The following is a 20546-nucleotide window of genomic DNA, read 5'->3' as shown; positions in this document are numbered from 1 at the left end:
TATTACTGCAAAAATAGAGATTATCTTTGGAAAAGTGTATCAAAGGTAGTATTTTTACTGAAATAAAGTGAAGTACACTATATATTTGAGGAAGTGTTTGATGTGAAAACAGAATAGAAATATTTATATGAAGAGTGGTTCGCATTTAAAAACGAACGCATGAAATTCTGGATAGAAAGGTGGATGGAGGATAACGGTGTGGCTTATACGGATGACTGTGCGGTCTGTGAAATTGCTTCTACTTGGATATCCGATGAGGTTGAAGACGACGAGTTATAAAGAAAATCCCCTTCACACCGGGTGCAAAGGGGATTCTCATATATAACAACTATAGCTTTCTTTACACGATACCTTGTGCCATCATAGCTTTTGCCACCTTCATGAATCCGGCAACGTTAGCACCCTTCACGTAGTTCACATAACCGTCAGCTTCTGTACCATACTGTACGCAGGCTTCGTGAATGTTCTTCATGATGCTCTTCAGTTTCTCGTCTACCTCTTCAGAGCTCCAGCTCAGTTTGATAGAGTTCTGAGTCATTTCGAGGCCGGATACTGATACACCACCTGCATTGGCAGCCTTACCCGGGGCATACAGAATTTTGGCATCCTGGAATACTTTGATAGCTTCCGGAGTAGAAGGCATGTTAGCACCTTCGGAAACAGCTATACAGCCGTTTGCTACTAACTGGCGAGCGTGATCGCCGTTCAGTTCGTTCTGAGTTGCAGAAGGCAGAGCGATGTCAGCTTTTTCACCCCAAGGTTTAGCTCCTTCTACATACTTAACACCCGGATATTGCTCTGCATATTCGCGGATACGTCCACGGTAGAGGTTTTTCAATTCCATGATGTAATCCAGTTTCTCGCGGTCGATACCTGCCGGGTCGTAAACGTAACCGTCAGAGTCGGACATTGTCAGAACTTTACCACCCAGTTCGAGAACTTTTTCAGCAGTATATTGAGCTACGTTACCGGAACCTGAAATCAGACAAGTCTTGCCTTTCAAGTCGGTACCTTGCTTCTTCAGCATTTCCATCAGGAAGTAGATGTTACCGTAACCGGTAGCTTCCGGACGAATCAGTGAACCACCGAACTCACGGCCTTTACCAGTGAATGTACCGGTAAATTCACGAGTCAGCTTCTTGTACATACCGAACATGAAACCTACTTCACGACCACCTACACCGATGTCACCGGCAGGAACGTCAGTTTCAGGACCAATGTGACGCCACAGTTCCAGCATGAATGCTTGTACGAAACGCATTACTTCGGCATTGGATTTACCGCGCGGAGAGAAGTCGGAACCACCTTTACCACCACCCATAGGCAGCGTAGTCAGTGAGTTTTTGAAAGTCTGCTCGAAAGCAAGGAATTTCAGGATTGAAAGGTTTACAGAAGCGTGGAAACGGATACCACCTTTGTACGGGCCGATAGCGTTGTTGTGTTGAACGCGATAACCCATGTTGGTTTGAATGTTACCCTTATCGTCCATCCAAGTCACGCGGAACTGGTAAACACGATCGGGGATGCAAAGACGTTCAATCAGATTGACTTTGTCAAACTCCGGGTGTTTGTTGTACTCTTCTTCAATTGTAGAAAGTACTTCTTCCACTGCCTGATGATACTCTGGTTCGTTGGGGAACCGTCTCTTCAAATCTTCTAATACCTTAGCTGCGTTCATAATCTATTTCTTTTATTGGTTATTTTTCAGTTGACGAGAGTTCAGTTGACAAGTTGACGAGGGATTCAGTTGATAAGGCATTTGCGCTGCCGCAGGGAATTCCTTGTAACTTGTTTCCTCGTATCTCGTTTCCCTTTTTCTCTGTTGCGGTTGCAAAAGTACACATAAAAATGAGACAAACAAACAATTTATAAAGAAAATGCGGTAGAAAACAACATTTTTATTGTTTTCTACCGCAAAAAGGAATAAAAAGACATTATTTATCCTCTCTTTAATGATTTTATTACCGGAATGAACACTAACGCTGCCGAAATGATAAGCGTCATGATGACTGGGCCATCAATTCGTTCGACAGTAGTCAGAACTATGTAGCAAAGTGCTGCCCAAAGCAGTACAATGCAAACACTTTGTGATTTCGATAACGGACGTCTCATTTACCTGCTTTCTTTTTGTCTACGATAGCATCGATAACGGCTACTGCGGTGATATTTACGATGTCGCGCACGGAACTTTCGAAGTCGGTGAAGTGGATAGGTTTGTTCAGTCCCATTTGTATCGGGCCAATCAATTCCATTTCCGTATTCATGGCTTGCAACAGTTTGTATGCGGAGTTGGCAGAGCTCAGGTTCGGGAATACGAGGGTGTTCACATCCTTGCCTTTCAAGCGGGTGAAAGGATATTTGGCGTCACGCATCTTGCGGTCCATGGCGAAGTTCACCTGCATTTCACCGTCAATGGCAAGATCAGGATAGTTTTGCTGCATGTACTCTACGGCTTCGTGTACGCTTACCGGACTACCTTCGGTGTCTGCGCCAAAGTTGGAGTAACTCAGCATGGCCATTACCGGGGTATGGTTGAAGAAACGCACGGTATGCTCCGACAGTTTGGCAATATCAATCAATGTTTCGGCATTGGGGTGACGGTTGATTAACGTGTCGGCAAGGAAATACGTTCCCTTCTTGGAGTTCAGGATGTGCATCGTACCGAAATGCTTGTATTGCGGTTGTATGCCGATGACTTCCTTGGCTACCTTGATAGTGTTGCTGTATTTCGTATAAAGGCCGGTGATGAATGCATCCGCATCGCCTGTTTCCACCATCATCATACCGAAGTAGTTGCGTTCGAACATCTTGTCGTTGGCTTCTTCGTAGGTGGCACCCTGGCGGGCACGCTTTTCAGAAAGGATGCGGGCATAACGTTCGCGGCGTGATGCCTCGTTCGGATGGCGCAGGTTTACGATTTCGATACCTTCCAGGCTGAGGTCGAGTTCCTTTGCCAGTTTCTCAATGGTCTCGTCGTTACCTAAAACGATAGGATGGCAGATACCTTCGGCTTTGGCTTCTACGGCTGCTTTCAGCATATTGGGGTGAGAACCTTCGGCAAATACCACACGTTGCGGATTGCGGCGGGCGGTGTCGTAAAGCTGACGGGTCAGTTTGCTTTCGTAACCCATCAGTTCGCGGAGCTGTACGCAGTAGGCATCCCAGTCTTCGATGTTCTTGCGGGCTACGCCACTTTCCATGGCTGCACGTGCTACGGCGCAGGACACTTCGGTGATAAGGCGCGGGTCAACCGGTTTCGGGATGAAGTATTCAGGGCCGAAACTGAAGTTGTTTACGTGGTAAGCCTCGTTCACAACATCGGGTACAGGCTGTTTTGCCAGATTAGCGATAGCGTGTACAGCGGCAATCTTCATTTCCTCGTTGATGGCTTTAGCTTGCGTGTCGAGTGCGCCGCGGAAGATATAGGGGAAACCGATTACATTATTAATCTGATTCGGGTAGTCCGAACGTCCGGTTGCCATCAGTACGTCGGGACGTGCTGACATGGCATCTTCATAAGAGATTTCCGGTGTAGGGTTAGCCAGTGCGAAAACGATAGGAGACGGGGCCATGCTGCGTACCATGTCCTGCGACAGAACGTTTCCTTTGGATAATCCCAGGAATACGTCAGCACCTTTGATGGCTTCTTCCAAGGTGTGGATATCTGTGCGATCAGTAGCGAAGTAGCGTTTCTGTTCGTTGAGATCGGTACGTGCTTTGCTGATTACACCTTTACTATCCAGCATCACGATGTTTTCCAAGCGAGCACCCAGTGAAACATACAGTTTTGTACAAGATACGGCAGATGCACCGGCACCATTCACTACGATTTTTACATCTTCAATATTCTTGCCTGCTACCTGCAAAGCGTTCACAAGTCCGGCACTGGAGATGATGGCCGTGCCATGCTGGTCATCGTGCATCACAGGGATATCGAGCTCTTCTTTCAAACGACGCTCTATTTCGAAGCACTCAGGTGCTTTGATATCTTCCAGGTTGATACCACCGAAGGTAGGAGCAATGGCCTTTACAGCTTCGATGAATTTTTCGGGATCTTTTTCGTTTACTTCAATATCGAATACGTCGATTCCGGCATAAATTTTGAACAGAAGTCCTTTGCCTTCCATTACGGGCTTACCGCTCAACGCACCTATGTCACCAAGACCGAGTACAGCAGTACCGTTGGAGATTACAGCAACCAAGTTTCCTTTCGCTGTATATTTATAAGCATCCTGCGGATTCTTTTCTATTTCGAGGCACGGCTCCGCCACACCGGGAGAGTAAGCAAGCGAAAGATCGGTTTGGGTACTGTAGGGCTTGGTAGGCACTACCTCTATCTTACCTGGTTTGCCTTGTGAGTGATACAGCAAGGCAGCTTCTTTAGTTATCTTAGCCATGGTAGTTGATTATGAGTTGTTAGTTAAAAGTTATAATTTTGCCGCAAAGGTAGGAATAAATGTGATAAAGTGTAAGTCCGCATGCAATAAAAACTATTAAATAGTACTTAATCTGTCGGAAGTCAAAGCAAGGATGAGGGGGGGAAACAAACAATAAGGCGAAGGACTGAAAAGTCTTTCGCCTTATTGTTTGTAAATAGTCTGAGTATAGACTGCTTTTAAATACCTCTACCTGTGAAAATACAGCAGTAGATGGCTTTTCTTTATTCTGTAGCCGTTTCTCCTTCAGCTTCCGGAGCCTTATCTATCAACTCCAGGAACTGGTCGAGTCGGGGTGTAACAATGATTTGTGTACGGCGGTTGCGTTGTTTGCCCAGTTCGGAATCATTGTCTGTGATAGGATTGTACTCACCACGTCCGGCAGCAGAAAGCCGTTTAGGGTCAACGCCATATTTATTCTGCAATTCTTGTACTACAGATGAGGCACGTAGGGCACTCAAATCCCAGTTATTGCGGATATTGGTACGTGAGATGGGGACGTTGTCCGTATTACCCTCTACCAGTACTTCGTAATCTTTGTAGTCGGTGATAATCTTGGCAATCTTGCTCAACGTTTCGCCGGCGCGTTCGTTGATTTCATAACTGCCGCTCTTGTAGAGCATATTGTCTGCTAAAGAGATGTAAACCACACCTTTCAGTACTTTCACATCTACTTCTTTCAATTCCTCGCGGCTCAGGGAGCGGGTCAGGTTGTTGGTCAGCATAACGTTCAATGAGTCCGACTTGCTCTTGGCATCCACTAATTGCTTGATGTAGCGGTTGGAGGCATTGATTTCATCTACCAGTTTGGAGATGTTGATGTTGCCTTGTGAGTTCTGCTGGAGACTCTTGTCGAGCGATCCTTGCAGGGTAGCGTAACTGTTACGCAGCTCCTGATTATTTTTTCTGGCTTCGCTTAGGCGATCCTCCAAGCTTTTAGATTGTGTACGGTATTCGGCAAGCTGGATTTGTGCGTCCTGATATGACTTGTCGAGAGCAGACTTTTCGTCTTTCAGTTTGTTATAATCTGTTTGAAGATTCACAAATTCCTTCTTGGTCACACATCCTGTCAGGAATAGAGTTGCGACCAACAGAAAGGATGCAGCTAATTTTGTACGTTTCATAAATCTTTCTTTATTAAATGTTTACTGGGCGCAAAGATAAGAAAATCCCCGTACTCCGGTTGCGGAGACGGGGATATATTATTTGTTTTATAGGTACTTTATGAAATTATGCGTTCAGAGCCTGTTCAATATCTGCGATGATATCGTCTACGTTTTCGATACCTACCGATAAACGGATTAGGTCGGGACGCACTCCGGCTTCCAGTAACTGCTCATCCGATAACTGACGATGGGTATGGCTGGCAGGGTGCAGTACGCAGGTACGTGCATCGGCAACGTGTGTTACGATAGCAACCAATTGCAGTGAGTCCATGAACTTGATGGAAACCTCGCGACCACCTTTCAATCCGAAGGAGATAACACCGCAAGAGCCGTTCGGCATATACTTCTGTGCCAACTCATAGTATTTATTGCCGGGAAGGCCACAATAGTTCACCCAAGCTACTTTGTCATTTTTAGAAAGATATTCGGCAACTGCTTGTGCATTTTTGCAGTGTTGCGGCATACGCAGGTGCAGAGTTTCCAGACCGAGATTCAGCAGGAAAGAGTTCTGCGGAGACTGGATGCTGCCGAGGTCACGCATCAACTGGGCAGTAGCCTTGGTGATATAAGCCATCTTGCCGAAAGCTTTTGTATAAGTCAGTCCGTGGTATGACTCATCCGGTGTGCACAATCCGGGGAATTTATCAGCGTGTGCATCCCAGTCGAACTTGCCGCTGTCTACAATACAACCACCTACGCTGGTGGCATGACCATCCATATATTTGGTAGTAGAGTGTACTACGATATCAGCACCCCATTCAAATGGGCGGCAGTTGATAGGAGTCGGGAAGGTGTTGTCTACAATCAAAGGTACACCGTGACTATGGGCAATGCGGGCAAATTTTTCAATATCCAATACTTCCAGTGACGGGTTGGAAATGGTTTCACCAAACAATGCTTTCGTATTCGGGCGGAAAGCTGCGGAGATTTCTTCTTCGCTGGCATCCGGACTAACGAAAGTAACTTCGATACCCAATTTCTTCATAGTCACCCCGAAGAGATTGAATGTACCGCCATAGATAGCGGACGAACAAACGAAGTGATCGCCTGCCTGGCAGATATTAAATATAGCATAGAAATTGGCAGCTTGTCCGCTGGACGTCAGCATACCGGCAACACCGCCTTCAAGAGCAGCTATCTTCGCGGCAACAGCATCGTTGGTAGGGTTTTGCAGGCGAGTGTAGAAATAACCGCTCTCTTCAAGATCGAAGAGACGTGCCATTTGCTCGCTGGTTTCATATTTGAAAGTGGTACTTTGATAAATGGGGAGTACACGGGGCTCGCCCTTCTTGGGAGTCCATCCTGCCTGTACGCAGAGGGTTTCCGGTTTAAATTGCTTTGCCATAATGCTATCTGTTTTTATAGTTTTTTATCAATTAACGCATTTGTGGACGCAAAAGTAGGGAAAATAATTGTATTTTTGTCCGCAAGATGAATAAATGGAAAATGAAACAGTTATTTTGCTTTCTTATTTTGCTTTTTTGCATGTCATTCTCTTACGAAGCGTTGGCCCAGGAAGAGCGGGCTACGCCGAAAAGCGGTGAGGGAATATCTGGTTTTCTACAACGTAACGGGCGTACCGGAAAAGCGTACTATCAGGAGTTCCTGAAACTGAATAAGAAACAATTGCGAGGTAAAGAAGAATTGCGGCTGGGAGTGAAATATTTGCTTCCACCTCTGAAAAAGGGGAGTGGCAATACGGCTGCTTCATCCAATTCATCTGCTTCAAACTCTTCTGCCCGTTCCGGCAACAAAACAATTCGTGAACCTCTTTTCGGAAAAAGCCTTGCTGAAGTTAAAGTGACGGGAAACCGTCTCCAAGGTGCGTGTTTCTACGTGGTGAGTGGACATGGTGGCCCTGATCCCGGTGCTATTGGCAGGATAGGAAGCGTGGAACTGCATGAGGATGAATATGCTTATGATGTCGCTCTCCGTCTTGCCCGGAATTTGATGGAGGAAGGCGCTAAGGTTTATATTATTATTCAGGATGCCAAAGACGGTATCCGTGACGATCAATACCTTAATAACAGTAAGCGTGAAACTTGTATGGGTGATCCTATTCCTCTGAACCAGGTTGCCCGCCTTCGCCAGCGCTGTGAGAAAATAAATGCGCTCTATCAGAAAGACCGCAAGAGTTATACGTATTGCCGTTCCATCTTCTTGCATGTGGATAGCCGTAGTAAGAGTCACCAGACGGATGTATTCTTCTATCATGCTCCCAAAAGTGTCAATGGTAAACGATTGGCAACTACAATGAAGAATACTTTCGAATCTAAATATGACCGCCACCAACCTAACCGCGGCTTTTCGGGAACTGTCAGCCCACGCAATTTGTATGTGCTGGCCAATTCCAGTCCTGCCGGAGTGTTTGTAGAGTTGGGCAATATTCAGAATACTTTCGACCAGCGCCGGTTTGTTATGAGTTCCAATCGTCAGGCATTGGCGAAGTGGATGATGGAAGGTTTCATCACTGATTATAAGAAGAGCAAGTAAGTTCTCAAATTTATTCTGTTTCTCTACTTCTATCTTTTTTTCTCTCTTACTGACCCAAAAGGCAATTTTTTTGTTATTACAGCAACGCCATTCTATCTGTCTGGCTTAACTGAATTAACTATTTATAAAACGAAATTGTTATGGGAAAGAATTTATTAATTCTGGGCGCATTCGTAAGCGTCCTGATGCTTGCCTCATGTACAGGCGGCAGGAAAGAAACAGTGACTTATACCCCTGAAGAAATAGCAGATGCAGGGCAGGTGATGAAATACTATGACACTTCATTGGCTCTGTTGAAAAATATGGTAAAAGAGAGGGATGTAAATGCTGTATTGGGTTATATGGAGCAAAAAACGGAAGTACCCATGTTCTCATACATCATGTCTCCTATCATTTCGAAGAAAGATTCTGCGGCCGTGATGCTGCCGGGTGAATACCTCGGTGAAGATGTCAGACAGAACCTGATACAGAATTATGCGGAGCTTTTTCAGTCGAGAAATCAATTCTATGCTAATTTCAATAAATACTTGTCTCTCTTGAAAGAAAAAAAGACCGAAGGGATGGCTGATTTGCTGAATGATAACTATGAATTGAGCGTGGTAATGTCTGAATGTAAGCAGAATATATTTGATATATTGAGCCCGATTGCTTTAAATGCTCAGCGGGTTCTTCTGGCAGAAAATCCTGTGAAAGAGCAAATCATTGCGATGAAAAGCATGAGTACGACTATGCAGAGTATCATCAATTTGTATGCCCGTAAGCATGTTGAAGATAAATCCCGCCTAGATTTAAAGATTATGGAACTGCGGCTTCAACTGGATGCGGCAGAGAAACTGCCGGTAGTAAAAGGACATGAGGAAGAATCAGAGAAATTCAAGGATTTCCTGTCGAAAACAGAAGGATTTCTGAAAATAGTACAAGATGCCCGTCAGAAGAACTCATATGCTGATGAGGACTTTGAGGAGATCAGTAGCTACGGATTAGGCATTATATAAGTTCTTTCGCTACACGTGGCACAATCATTTTATGGAAAGGCTTAATAAAGAAGAAATAAGCCTTTCCTAATGCATTGTGATATTGAACCACGGTTGTTATATCTATCAGGTCGTTTCCTATCTTGGCAATGGAGACATAAAACAATAAGTGCTTATCATCTTTCTTCATGATAGCCTCATTTTCCGTATCTTCTATTATACAATCTTCTGTTTTCAACACTTTTCCGGTTTCAAGCCCCAAAGGCTTTACCAGAATATTCCTGACTTTCATTAAAAAATTGAGCCACGCCGGGGAGTGGTTGAATATTTTTTTGATCAGTTCTTTGGGAATTATCTGTTCTGCAGGCTTTCTGGATTTCAAAACGAATGTATCATGATAATCTGCCGGAAGATATTTGTCGATAAGTCTTTCCATATCTTTGAATAAAGTTGGGTTAGTTAAATGTCCTGTACAAAGATAGTGTTTCTGGATGGAATAATGGGAATGTCTTAATCATCATTTCCAGAAAATTGATATCTTTGTTGCGAACTGTAACTTAACTATTATGAATACTTTGACTTTAACCCCGGGGATAAGCGTTCGAAGATTAGACTTATCCGAATATAAAGAAGCCGCGTCTCTTTCTCTGGAAATATATCTTCAGACGGGTGAAGAAGATTTTGATGAACAAGGGTTGGAAACTTTTAAAAGCTTCGTCAATGATGAGGCGATAATAAACAGCTTGGTCATTTATGGTGCGTTTGATGAGGCAAAACTTGTGGGTGTGATGGGGAGCAAAAATGAAGGGAAACATATTTCTCTGTTTTTCATACGGAAAGAATATCACCGGAAGGGCATAGGCAGAAGATTATTCGATGCTTTTATCGAAGAGACTTCTGTGCCTGAAATGACTGTAAATTCCTCTACGTATGCAGTGCCTTTCTATAAAAGTCTGGGATTTGAGCAGGTACAGGAACCACAGATTACGAATGGACTGAAGTATGTGCCGATGAAAAGAGAGATAAAGTAATAGTTATATATTGCGGGCAAATAGTCTTTGCCCACAATATATTAAAGATGATTATTCTACCGGAATGAAGATTTCTGTCAACAAATCCTCCGGTTTCGTATTGCACGGATCATTCAGATAGCGTTCGGCACTCGACTCGTCTCTCATTGTACATTCCATTTCGGGAATGAACTTTCCGTAAATCGTGTCGTATACACTTTGCAGATACTCATAAGATCCTTTGTAGGTAAACACTGCATAACGTCCGGCAGGCAATTGCTTGAAGCCGACATCCCCTTTGGGAGTTACGGTTACAGGCATCACCATGCAAACATCGGTACGCAACTTGTCGGCAGGCGTCACTTTGGGATCATCGTGGTACATGCAATAAGGAGCCATGTCACCCATCGGCAGTTTTTCTTCTTTGATAAATTGGAACAAACGCATCCATGTGCCTCCGTAATCATTCATTTTATAGTCTCCGAACAGGCGGATATAAATTACATTTCTGGCAGGCACTTCTCTTATTTCTTTCTTTAACTCTAAATCGGGTCTGATAATTGCTGGTTTCATAATTACAAAGTTTTTATTGTTACGATACTCATTAGGTGAAATTCCATAGAACTGCTTGAATACTTTCGACAGTGACGATGGTGAGGAATACCCGATGCGATAAGCGATATCTGCTATAGGCAGGTCCGAGTAACGCAACAGGCGGGCGGCAGATTCTGTTCGTGTCCGGACTATGAACGTCCCGATTGGCTCGCCCAGAAATGCTTTCATGATGCGATGGAAGTAGAACGGAGAGAAATGAGAAATCTTGGCCAACGATTTCAGATCAATCTCTTCTCCAAGATGGAGGTTGATGTAATCTACTACTGCATTTACGCATTTCTGATACTCTTCACGCGTGGTCTTCTTGTTATGTTCCATAAGTTCTTTTTTGAATTTCACGATGCAAAAATAAGGGTAAATAGAATAGGGGACTTGTCCAAAGTTGCTATAAATTCAATATCTTTGGATAAGATAAGCTGCATCTCAGCATAACTTTTTAATGCAAGCATGAAAGTTCTGCATTCGATTTACATTATCTTTGTAGCTCCCCATGATTTTAAAGAAATGACCAAAGATATAAAAAAGAAACTACAGGAGTGGGCAAAGACCTATCATTGTGCGGATTTTATTCAAAATGATCCGGTACAATTCCCGCATCGTTACCAGCAGAAACAGGATATAGAAATCAGCGGTCTGTTGACTGCTATTATGAGTTTCGGCAATCGCAAGCAGATTCTGAAGAAGGCCGATGAATTACACGATTGTATGGGGACTTCTCCTTATCAATATGTACTTTCGCGTCGTTGGGAGAAAGATTTTCCTGTGGAAGAGCGGCGCAGTTTTTACCGGATGCTTTCGTATGCGGACTTCCATTCTTATTTTGAACGCTTGCATACGGCTTATTCGGATTATGACAGTCTGGAAGATGCATTGCTGGTATATCCGGGAAAACCGATGGAGAAGCTTTGCCAGTTTCTGGAAGTTTCGTACAAAAGTCCTCAGAAGAAACTGAATATGTTCCTGCGCTGGATGATACGGAAAGGATCGGAAGTTGATTTCGGTATTTGGGAAAGTTTTGATTGTCGGGATTTAATCATTCCTTTGGATACGCATGTCTGTCGCGTAGCCTGCTTGCTGGAACTGACTGAAACGGAAACTTTTTCTTTGAAGAACGCGCAAAGGATAACTGCCGCATTGGCGGAAGTCTTTCCGGATGATCCGTGTTTCGGAGACTTCGCTTTATTTGGGTATGGGGTGAATAATAAATAGTGGCGGGTGGTTGTCACTATAGTGAACCTGATTCTGTTCTTTGTGGTCTTCAATAAGCTCTTCTATCTGCTTTTTAAGTTCGCTGCTTGTTTTACACATAATTACATAATAGTGTCGTTTGTTTTCTAAATAATAAGTTTGAGCTTGCAAAGTTAGTTGTTTTATGGTGATGAAACATATATTATTTGATGAAAAGCCAGTAAACTGTGATATTAAAATTATCTTTGTCTCATATTATAAAACTACTAATGAACGGAAGAATATGGCAAAGAAAAAAAAGGCACCACAACAACGGACTTTATCACCGGAACGATACATCAAGGAAAAGGCGCGTTTGCTACCGATAGCCGAGTGTTGGATAACGAATGGTTGGGATAAATTTGGTTCCGGGACGGTAATTGTAGCCCGACAGCATAAAAATGGTAACTATACATTGGGCGTTTATATGTTCGATACTTTCTGTTGTGGATTGACCGATTCCTTATATTACTTCAATGTGTCGGAATATGAATATAAAGAGATATTAGAGGAGAGCCGCGCTTTCTTGGAAATGGACTCGATTAGCTATGAGGAAGTGCATAACCTGGTTTACGGGGTTATAGCTTTTGCTGAAGAAGCCGGGCTCAGTCCGCATTCTTCTTTTAAGTTGACACAGTATATTCTGGAGGAAGATACGGAGGAGATACCTCTTATAGAATATGAATTCGGGAAAGACGGAAAGCACTTTTTGGTGGCAACAAGCCGCTTTCAAGTCAACACGTTGCTTCCGTTGATGAAGAAGAATCTGGGAGATAATTTTTCGTATGTGTTAAGAGAAGAAGATGATGATGAGGAGGAGGAATATGATGAATATGAAGATTATGATGAAGACCCCTTGGATAGTGATGCTGTCAAGGATATACTGGAAGCACTGGGCCGGATTCAAACAATAGCGGAAGAACAACAAATGATACCAATTACTCCTTATTCTTATGTCCACTTAGCCTATCCCGCAGTACTGGATGTTCAGAATAAGCAACTGATTACGTTGCTTTATAATAATGACAGTTGCCTGCTTCCTGATGCAACCATCCGTGATATATTATCACTGCCTCGCGAATCCTTGATTCGTGATTTGGAACAAATGGCATTGTTTGAAACAGGTTGTACTTGTGACGAAATATCAGAAGAACGTCGTGAAGAGCGTTCTCCTAATATTTTGCTGCATGCATCCTTCTTTCTGGCAGAATTGAGAGCGGAAGATAGTCTGGCAGTTATACTTGAACTGCTGAGACAAAGAGAGGAATTCTTTGATTATTATTTCGGAGATACGGGTGACGAGGTATTTGTTCCCACTCTCTATTTATTAGGTCAAAATCGTTTGCCGCAGCTGCTGGAGTTTATGAGGGAGCCGGGACTATATACCTTTGCCCGTTGCCATGTGGCTCCGGCGGTGGCACTCATTGCCCGCTTGCAGCCCGAACGCAGGGAGGAAGTCATTGAATGGTTCCGTCAGGTTCTCACCTTTTTTACAAAAAACCTTGCAGACAATATCTATTGCGATGGCACTTTGGCAGGAATGTTGGTTAGTGATTTGCTGGATATCAGGGCTGAGGAATTGTTGCCGGAGATAAAAGCCATGTATACTACCGGCTTGGTAGATCGGTTCTGCTGCGGTAACTATGCAGAGGTAGAAGACGAATTTTTCTCAAGCGGATTTATATCCGGAGATAAATATTCATTGGATATTTATGAACGCTATAGGGCATACCATAAGAGGTGGGGAGACTGATAAATTCTCTCAGAAGAATGTCCCATTTTTACTATTCCCCCTAAAACCCTTTGCCTACCTTTGCCGCAATAATCAAATCCCGTATATTTGCACTATGCAAACTTTCCGTATCGTAAAACCAGCTCCTGCATTGTCTCCCTATATCCGTTATTACTGGATATTGCGGGATGATGCGGCTATGCCGGTATCGGAACGGACTCTACCCGTCGGCTGTGTGCAATTGGTGTTTCATAAAGGCAAGCGCTTGATGTGCCTGCAAGATTCGCAGTTGCAGCCGCAATCCTTTATTAGCGGACAAACTTTCGGTTTCTCCGATGTTGTGTCGACAGGAATTATAGAAATGATAACGGTCGTCTTTCAGCCCTATGCGGCAAAAGTCTTTCTGCAAATTCCCTTGCATCTTTTCAACGGGCAGAATGTTTCCACGGACGAAGTGGAAGACAGGGAGCTTTTCGATTTATCCTGCCGGATAACAGATACTCCGGATAACGACCGGTGCATCCGGCTGATTGAACAATTCTTTTTCCGCCGTCTGGCTTCCGGTTCTGAATATAACCTGAAACGGTTATCAACAGTTCTGGACGAAATCAATCTTCATCCGCAGATAAACACTTTGCAACTTTCCGATGTAGCTTGTCTCAGCACCAAGCAGTTCAGCCGTGTCTTTACCGATTATATCGGTACTACCCCAAAAGAATTTCTTCGCATCGTGCGTATGCAGCGTGCCTTGTACGTCCTGCAACAAAACCCCGGTTTACCTTTCGCGCAAGTGGCTTATGAATGTGGCTTCTCCGACCAGTCGCACATGATTAAGGAGTTTAAACTCTTCTCCGGTTACACCCCTGTGGAATACCTGTCCGTATGCGCTCCCGTTTCCGATTATTTCTCCACTCTCTAAAAACACTTTTTTTCTTCTCTCTAAAGATGTCCGTTTTCTTCTATGGAGGTTTCCCGGCTTGCCCTACTTTTGCAATGTCTTTGCAAAGGCATAGTAATAACCCTAAAAAGAAACCAAAATGAAAAAGTTGATTGCATTTTTTGAGATTCCCGCTACAGACTTCCGTCGGGCTGTAGATTTTTATGAAACCGTACTGAACATGAAACTTCCGGTCTTTGAATGTGAACAGGAGAAGATGGCATGCTTCACCGAAGACGGTGAGACTGTAGGAGCCATCTCACAATCTTTTGACCTCCTGCCCGATTTTCAGCCTTCTGAGAAGGGTGTACTTATCCATTTCAATACGGATAATATAGCGACTACCCTTGAACGTGTGGTGCAGAAGGGTGGGAAAGTGCTCATTCCCTGTACGAAGATAGAAGCCGATGGCAAAGGCTATTTTGCAGTATTTGCCGATTCGGAAGGCAACCGCATCGGTATTTATGCAGACAAGTGAATCAGAGTTCCGACTTTTCTGTTTACATTTGCAGCGTACTTTTAAAATTCTACAAATATGATTAGACTGAATGTTTTTATTCAAGTAAACGAAAGTAACCGTGCTGCGGTGTTGGAAGCTGCAAAAGAGTTGGTGGCATCTTCTTTGAAGGACAAAGGCTGCATTGCCTATGATGTTTTTGAAAGCGCTACCCGTAATGATGTCCTGATGATTTGCGAAACATGGCAGGATGCAGAATCATTGTCCGCCCATGAGAAAGCGGAACATTTTGTGACGTTGGTTCCCAAAATACAGGGATTGGCTTCCATGAAGCTCGAAAAGTTTGATTTCTGATATCAACAGAGGATATGCTCCACAAGGGGGATATCCTCTGAACTTTTTGCCATAAGTGTGCCAAGATATTGCCATAGGCTTGGCACGCTTGTGCCAATGCGATGGCAAAGTCCTGCCATGCCTATGGCAAAGCCTTGCCAATACGATGGCAATAACTTGCCACTACGGTGGCAAAATAACGGGAAAAGACAGGCGGTAATCCGCTCTTATATATATGAATTTCAGCTATAAGCAAATCTGGTTAATTGCGTATCCCATTCTCATCAGCTTGCTGATGGAACACATGATAAATGTTACGGATACGGCATTCTTAGGTCATGTAGGCGAAGTGGAGTTGGGAGCATCTGCGCTGGCGGGTGTGCTCTATATGGCTATTTATATGCTTGGGTTTGGATTTAGCATTGGGGTTCAGATACTGATAGCGCGTAGAAATGGTGAACAGAAGTATGATGAAATTGGCGGAATATTCATGCAAGGTGCCTTTTTCCTGTTGGCATTGGCCACTATCATGTTTTTCTTGTGCGACTATATCACAACGCATATTCTCGGCCGACTGATTTCTTCCGACCAGGTTTATGCTGCCGCAGCTTCTTATCTGGAATGGAGAAGATACGGGCTTTTCTTCTCTTTTATCGCTATTCTGTTTCGCGCTTTCTACATCGGTATTACTGAAACACGCACGCTGACGCTTAACTCTGTTGTGATGGTGCTCAGTAACGTTGTTTTCAATTATATTCTTATATTCGGAAAGTTCGGTTTTCCGGCACTAGGCATTGCGGGGGCAGCTATTGGTTCATCACTGGCGGAATTGGTGTCTTTGCTGTTTTACGTAGTATATACCTGGTTGAAGGTGGACAAAAAGAAATATGCCTTGTTTCAGCGGTTCGCTTTCCGGCTGTCGGAGTTCAAACGGATTTGGAGTATTTCTTGTTGGACGATGCTCCAATCCATACTATTTCCATCGCAATGGTTTCTGTTTTTCATCGCGATAGAGCATTTGGGTGAGCGTTCTTTGGCGATAGCCAATATCATGCGCAGCATCAACACCTGCTTCTTTATGGTGATTTTTGCATTTGCCGATACGGCCAGTTCTATGGTCAGCAATCTCTTGGGAAGTGGCAAAGATAAAAGTGAAATCCGGCTTGCATGCAGGCGGGCGATAAAGCTGACTTATCTGATTGGTATCCCGTTCTTGCTGCTGTCCGCCTTATTTCCAACTGCCCTGTTGCAGATTTATACGAACAATGAGGAACTGGTGCAGGCAGCTTTGCCGACCACTTACGTCATGTTGGTGGGATATTTCCTTTCGGCCCCCGGCTTAGTCCTGTTCAATGCGGTTTCAGGAACAGGAAACACGAACCAGTCCATGAGAATCATGTTGATGACGATTGCTGTTTATGTCGTTTATGTCGTCATCATGGTTATGTACTTCAAGGTAGATGTGGCAGTAGCCTGGACTAGCGAGTATATTTATGGAGGCATGTTGTTGCTTCTTTCCTATTTCTATTTGAAGAATCGGGATTGGAATAAACGTATCTGATCTTTTACATTATCTTAATGCGGCATAATATTCTTCCTGCTTCTTCTTTGGCAGTTTCTTAACCACCTCCTCTATGGAATGATTGATTAATTCCTTTATAAGACTGTCCGGCACATCACTTTCCAGATAGATGGTAATCCAGTATTTCTTATCGGAGTAGGGACCGAATGAAATGCCGCTATACTGCTCCATCAGTTCCGTTGATTTGGTAGTGTCGCATTTTGTATCCGCCCAAAAACGCCCCTCTTTAGGATTCAACGGAGCAAAGGTAAACATCTTATCCATGATTTTATAGACAAGTGTATGCTCGTCAAAGGGGAAACTCTCTGTTACTCCCTTGATACTTAAACAATATTCCCGGTATTCTTCAATATTCATACTTACTCCTTTTTCATAGCTTCTTTCCTCAATTCCTGTGGCATTTTCTCAATAGCATACCTCACCACGCTTCATCCAGCGGTTTTCGGATGTCGCCCATTCCTTCAACTCACAAATTGAAGAAATGTCCCGAAGTTTTCAACACTTTTTCATCTATATTGTCTTGTAAACACTGCCTGACTTCCCTGATAACTGAATTCATATAATCCTTCTTTTAAATCTGGTAATTTCGTCTCAAAAATACGATTTCTTTTCATAAGCGCATGTAAAAGTTCCATAAAAAGAACTCGAAATCTTATTCTATAGTCAGCATGCGGGAATTTTAATAGCTCGAATGTTTTGTCCGGTAGAAATGAATGTTTTAATCAAATGTAAACACTTGAGTGTATTACAAGCTTAATTGTTGTTTTGCATAAAACCGGCTTATCTCTTTTCTTATCTCGATAAAAACCTGTAACTTTGCCCTCCGATTTTAATAGTAATTGAAACAATTATGGCAGCAAAACCCAGTATTCCTAAAGGAACCCGTGACTTTTCGCCGGTAGAAATGGCGAAGCGTAACTATATATTCAATACCATTCGCGATGTATATCATCTTTATGGTTTCCAACAGATTGAAACGCCTGCAATGGAAATGCTTTCCACACTGATGGGGAAATATGGTGAAGAAGGTGATAAACTTCTGTTTAAAATACAGAATTCAGGTGATTATTTCTCCGGACTAACCGATGAGGAATTGTTGAGCCGTAATGCAACCAAACTCGCAAGTAAATTCTGTGAAAAAGGTTTGCGTTATGATCTCACAGTGCCATTTGCCCGCTACGTGGTGATGCACCGTGATGAAATAACTTTCCCTTTCAAACGCTATCAGATACAACCTGTGTGGCGTGCCGATCGTCCGCAAAAAGGCCGTTATCGTGAGTTCTATCAATGTGATGCTGATGTGGTAGGTAGTGATTCTTTACTGAACGAGGTGGAATTAATGCAGATTGTCGATACTGTATTTACTCGCTTTGGTATCCGTGTTTGCATCAAGATCAATAACCGTAAGATTTTAACGGGCATTGCGGAGATTATCGGTGAGGCTGATAAGATTGTGGATATTACTGTGGCTATTGATAAACTGGATAAAATCGGTCTGGACAATGTGAATGCCGAGTTGAAAGAAAAAGGTATCAGCGATGAGGCTATTGCCAAATTACAACCTATCATTCTACTGAGCGGCACCAACGAGGAGAAACTGGCTACCCTGAAAGAAGTACTTTCCGGAAGTGAAACAGGTCAGAAAGGAGTGGAAGAAAGCGAATTTATCTTGAAAACTCTATCGGCTTTCGGTCTGAAGAATGAATTGGAACTTGATTTGACACTTGCCCGTGGGTTGAATTACTATACCGGTGCCATTTTTGAAGTGAAAGCATTGGATGTACAAATCGGTAGTATTACAGGCGGTGGTCGCTATGATAATCTTACCGGTGTATTCGGTATGGCAGGAGTTTCCGGTGTAGGCATCTCCTTTGGTGCGGATCGTATCTTTGATGTGCTGAACCAGCTTGATCTTTATCCTAAAGAAGCTGTAAACGGTACACAACTTCTATTTATCAACTTTGGTGAGAAAGAAGCAGCTTTTTCCTTGAATGTACTTGCCAAAGTACGTGCAGAAGGTATTCGTGCGGAAATCTTCCCGGATTCATCTAAAATGAAGAAACAGATGGGCTATGCCAATGCCAAAAATATTCCGTTTGTAGCTCTTGTAGGAGAGAATGAAATGAACGAAAATAAGGTGACACTCAAGAATATGGAGACTGGTGAACAGACTCTGGTTTCGGCCGAAGAATTGATACAAACTTTAAAGAAATAAAAACTTCATAAAAGAGTAAGCTCTTTGTAATCCATCTTGGTTATCTTTGTAGTACTAACCTAACAAAGATAACTATTATGGATGTTTTAGAACCGAAGTATTACGCAGCCATTGGTATGGTGATGACATTAATAGCCGTAATATTCCTTTTCTTGATGGGGAGTGCTTTAGTACATTCTACCAAGAGCTTCTGGCAGGGATATTCGACTGAATTGAGTTGTGATACAGACTTGGATATTGACTAAACTGTCTTAGTCTTGTTATTTATCAGTCGTCAACAGCTTGTTGACAAGAACTTAACTCCCTGTTGACAAGAAGTTAACTTCTTGTATGCAAAGTCTTAACTTCTTGTATGGGGGATTTTGGGGTACCATGACTGGCTACGGTGTTATTTCCGCTTCACTATTCCCACATATACTAATAGAATTATATTCATCATCAGTGCATAAATTATAGCCGGTATGGCAATTATGTCATTATTGAAAATAAACGGGCTACTTGCAATAGCAATACTTTGGGCTGCATTTTGCATACCTATTTCAATGATAAGCGTACGCTGTTCTTTCCTGTTCAATTTCATTGACCGGGAGATTAAATATCCTCCACCCATAGCCAATAATATCATTAGTGTGATGCACAAGCCTAATCGGCCGATCTGTGCAGCTATCGTTTCGTGATGTTGTATGAAGAAAACAGTAGCTAATAAAATCAAGGCAGGGAAGGCTATCTTAGATAATACTTTGTGTATCCGTTCGGCTGCTTTAGGACAAAAGTGTTTGGTTAAAACGCCTATTGCAATAGGAAGTAACATGAGCAGTAGATTCTGGATAATGAGGCTGCCGATAGGTAAATGTATAGTTATTCCACTATTGTCTCCTGCAATTTGCGTGGCAAACTCCATAATGACAGGAATAGTAAACAAAGTAATAATACTGCTGAGTGCAGTCAGTGATACGGAAAGTGCGACATCACCTTTGGCTATCATAGAGAATATATTGGAAGAACTCCCACCCGGAGAACAAGCAATGAGCACAAGTCCGATAAAGAACAGAGGTTCCAAATGAAATAGATAACCCAATGCAAAAGCCAATATTGGTAAAAGGACTATCTGCCCTATCAATCCTGCAAAAACAGGATAGGGACGTTGACGAAATAATTTAAAATCTTTAATTTCAAGTGTTAGTCCCAACTCAAACATTAATAATGTGAGAATAGGCAAAACAATCCAGACTGCATTCATGTTCTAAAAACGTTTTTTGAGGGTGCAAAGATAATGCAAATCGAAAGCATAATTTTCATGCTTGCATGAAAAAGTTATGCTGAGATGCCAATTTGTCAGTTTTTATACTGACAGAAATTTCGCTTTACC

General features: G+C 43.0%; 19 protein-coding genes. 11 read left to right on the top strand and 8 right to left on the bottom strand.

The window, feature by feature from the left end:
• Nucleotides 1-340: 340 nt before the first annotated feature.
• The 4 genes from K6V21_RS25330 to K6V21_RS25315 all read right to left on the bottom strand — a co-directional run bounded on the left by K6V21_RS25330 (nucleotide 341) and on the right by K6V21_RS25315 (nucleotide 6947).
• Nucleotides 341-1678 (bottom strand): NADP-specific glutamate dehydrogenase, encoded by a 1338-nt coding sequence (locus K6V21_RS25330; protein ID WP_224320297.1) that lies wholly within the window; start codon nucleotides 1676-1678, stop codon nucleotides 341-343.
• 430 nt (nucleotides 1679-2108) lie between these two features.
• Nucleotides 2109-4397: an NADP-dependent malic enzyme gene (locus K6V21_RS25325; RefSeq protein WP_224320296.1), complete on the bottom strand. Its 2289-nt coding sequence runs from the start codon at nucleotides 4395-4397 to the stop codon at nucleotides 2109-2111.
• Between the two features lie 263 nt (nucleotides 4398-4660).
• Nucleotides 4661-5560 (bottom strand): flagellar motor protein MotB, encoded by a 900-nt coding sequence (locus K6V21_RS25320; RefSeq protein ID WP_224320295.1) that lies wholly within the window; start codon nucleotides 5558-5560, stop codon nucleotides 4661-4663.
• 106 nt (nucleotides 5561-5666) lie between these two features.
• Nucleotides 5667-6947, bottom strand: a complete 1281-nt coding sequence (locus K6V21_RS25315; protein ID WP_224320294.1) for an O-acetylhomoserine aminocarboxypropyltransferase/cysteine synthase family protein — start codon at nucleotides 6945-6947, stop codon at nucleotides 5667-5669.
• A 101-nt stretch (nucleotides 6948-7048) separates the two neighbouring features.
• Here K6V21_RS25315 and K6V21_RS25310 point away from each other — a divergent pair, with 101 nt between their 5' ends.
• On the top strand, nucleotides 7049-8095 hold the full coding sequence (locus tag K6V21_RS25310; protein WP_224320293.1) for an N-acetylmuramoyl-L-alanine amidase: 1047 nt from the start codon (nucleotides 7049-7051) through the stop codon (nucleotides 8093-8095).
• 140 nt (nucleotides 8096-8235) lie between these two features.
• Nucleotides 8236-9090 (top strand): DUF6845 domain-containing protein, encoded by an 855-nt coding sequence (locus tag K6V21_RS25305; protein WP_217715352.1) that lies wholly within the window; start codon nucleotides 8236-8238, stop codon nucleotides 9088-9090.
• Here K6V21_RS25305 and K6V21_RS25300 read toward each other — a convergent pair.
• Nucleotides 9083-9505 carry a DUF2867 domain-containing protein gene (locus K6V21_RS25300; RefSeq protein WP_044263415.1) on the bottom strand — a complete coding sequence of 141 codons (423 nt, stop codon included), beginning with the start codon at nucleotides 9503-9505 and terminating at the stop codon, nucleotides 9083-9085. The two genes, K6V21_RS25305 and K6V21_RS25300, sit on opposite strands and share 8 nt — an antisense overlap.
• 130 nt (nucleotides 9506-9635) lie before the next feature.
• Here K6V21_RS25300 and K6V21_RS25295 point away from each other — a divergent pair, with 130 nt between their 5' ends.
• A complete protein-coding gene (locus K6V21_RS25295) occupies nucleotides 9636-10100 on the top strand; it encodes a GNAT family N-acetyltransferase (protein WP_081743629.1) in 465 nt (154 codons plus the stop codon).
• 51 nt (nucleotides 10101-10151) lie between these two features.
• Here the strand turns inward: K6V21_RS25295 and K6V21_RS25290 are convergent, their stop codons facing one another.
• A complete protein-coding gene (locus tag K6V21_RS25290; RefSeq protein WP_224320292.1) occupies nucleotides 10152-11012 on the bottom strand; it encodes a GyrI-like domain-containing protein in 861 nt (286 codons plus the stop codon).
• Nucleotides 11013-11198: 186 nt separating this feature from the next.
• Between K6V21_RS25290 and K6V21_RS25285 the strand changes: the two genes are divergently transcribed.
• The 6 genes from K6V21_RS25285 (at nucleotide 11199) to K6V21_RS25260 (ending at nucleotide 16941) form a co-directional block, all read left to right on the top strand.
• Nucleotides 11199-11903: a TIGR02757 family protein gene (locus K6V21_RS25285; protein WP_224320291.1), complete on the top strand. Its 705-nt coding sequence runs from the start codon at nucleotides 11199-11201 to the stop codon at nucleotides 11901-11903.
• 262 nt (nucleotides 11904-12165) lie between these two features.
• Nucleotides 12166-13674: a DUF1186 domain-containing protein gene (locus K6V21_RS25280; protein WP_224320290.1), complete on the top strand. Its 1509-nt coding sequence runs from the start codon at nucleotides 12166-12168 to the stop codon at nucleotides 13672-13674.
• 94 nt (nucleotides 13675-13768) lie between these two features.
• The gene (locus tag K6V21_RS25275) at nucleotides 13769-14572 is read left to right on the top strand and encodes a helix-turn-helix domain-containing protein (protein WP_217715356.1); all 804 of its coding nucleotides are present in this window, start codon (nucleotides 13769-13771) and stop codon (nucleotides 14570-14572) included.
• A 118-nt stretch (nucleotides 14573-14690) separates the two neighbouring features.
• Entirely contained in the window at nucleotides 14691-15068 is a 378-nt protein-coding gene (locus K6V21_RS25270; protein WP_044263412.1) for a VOC family protein, read from the top strand.
• A gap of 57 nt (nucleotides 15069-15125) precedes the next feature.
• Nucleotides 15126-15401 (top strand): putative quinol monooxygenase, encoded by a 276-nt coding sequence (locus tag K6V21_RS25265; protein ID WP_044263411.1) that lies wholly within the window; start codon nucleotides 15126-15128, stop codon nucleotides 15399-15401.
• Nucleotides 15402-15609: 208 nt separating this feature from the next.
• A complete protein-coding gene (locus K6V21_RS25260) occupies nucleotides 15610-16941 on the top strand; it encodes an MATE family efflux transporter (RefSeq protein ID WP_224322095.1) in 1332 nt (443 codons plus the stop codon).
• Between the two features lie 9 nt (nucleotides 16942-16950).
• Here the strand turns inward: K6V21_RS25260 and K6V21_RS25255 are convergent, their stop codons facing one another.
• Entirely contained in the window at nucleotides 16951-17319 is a 369-nt protein-coding gene (locus K6V21_RS25255; RefSeq protein WP_217715359.1) for an MmcQ/YjbR family DNA-binding protein, read from the bottom strand.
• Nucleotides 17320-17812: 493 nt separating this feature from the next.
• On the opposite strand from K6V21_RS25255, the gene hisS reads away from it, so the two are divergent.
• A complete protein-coding gene (gene hisS, locus K6V21_RS25250; RefSeq protein ID WP_217715360.1) occupies nucleotides 17813-19177 on the top strand; it encodes a histidine--tRNA ligase in 1365 nt (454 codons plus the stop codon).
• Between the two features lie 77 nt (nucleotides 19178-19254).
• Nucleotides 19255-19422, top strand: coding sequence for a hypothetical protein (locus K6V21_RS25245; RefSeq protein ID WP_007214867.1), 168 nt, complete (start codon nucleotides 19255-19257; stop codon nucleotides 19420-19422).
• A 143-nt stretch (nucleotides 19423-19565) separates the two neighbouring features.
• Here the strand turns inward: K6V21_RS25245 and K6V21_RS25240 are convergent, their stop codons facing one another.
• Nucleotides 19566-20417 (bottom strand): bile acid:sodium symporter family protein, encoded by an 852-nt coding sequence (locus K6V21_RS25240; protein WP_217715361.1) that lies wholly within the window; start codon nucleotides 20415-20417, stop codon nucleotides 19566-19568.
• Between the last annotated feature and the right edge of the window lie 129 nt (nucleotides 20418-20546).

The sequence above is a fragment of the Bacteroides cellulosilyticus genome (assembly GCF_020091405.1).
Taxonomy (GTDB): Bacteria; Bacteroidota; Bacteroidia; order Bacteroidales; family Bacteroidaceae; genus Bacteroides.
The sequence above is the reverse complement of the archived record's forward strand: the minus strand, read 5'-3'. Positions and strand labels throughout refer to the sequence as shown.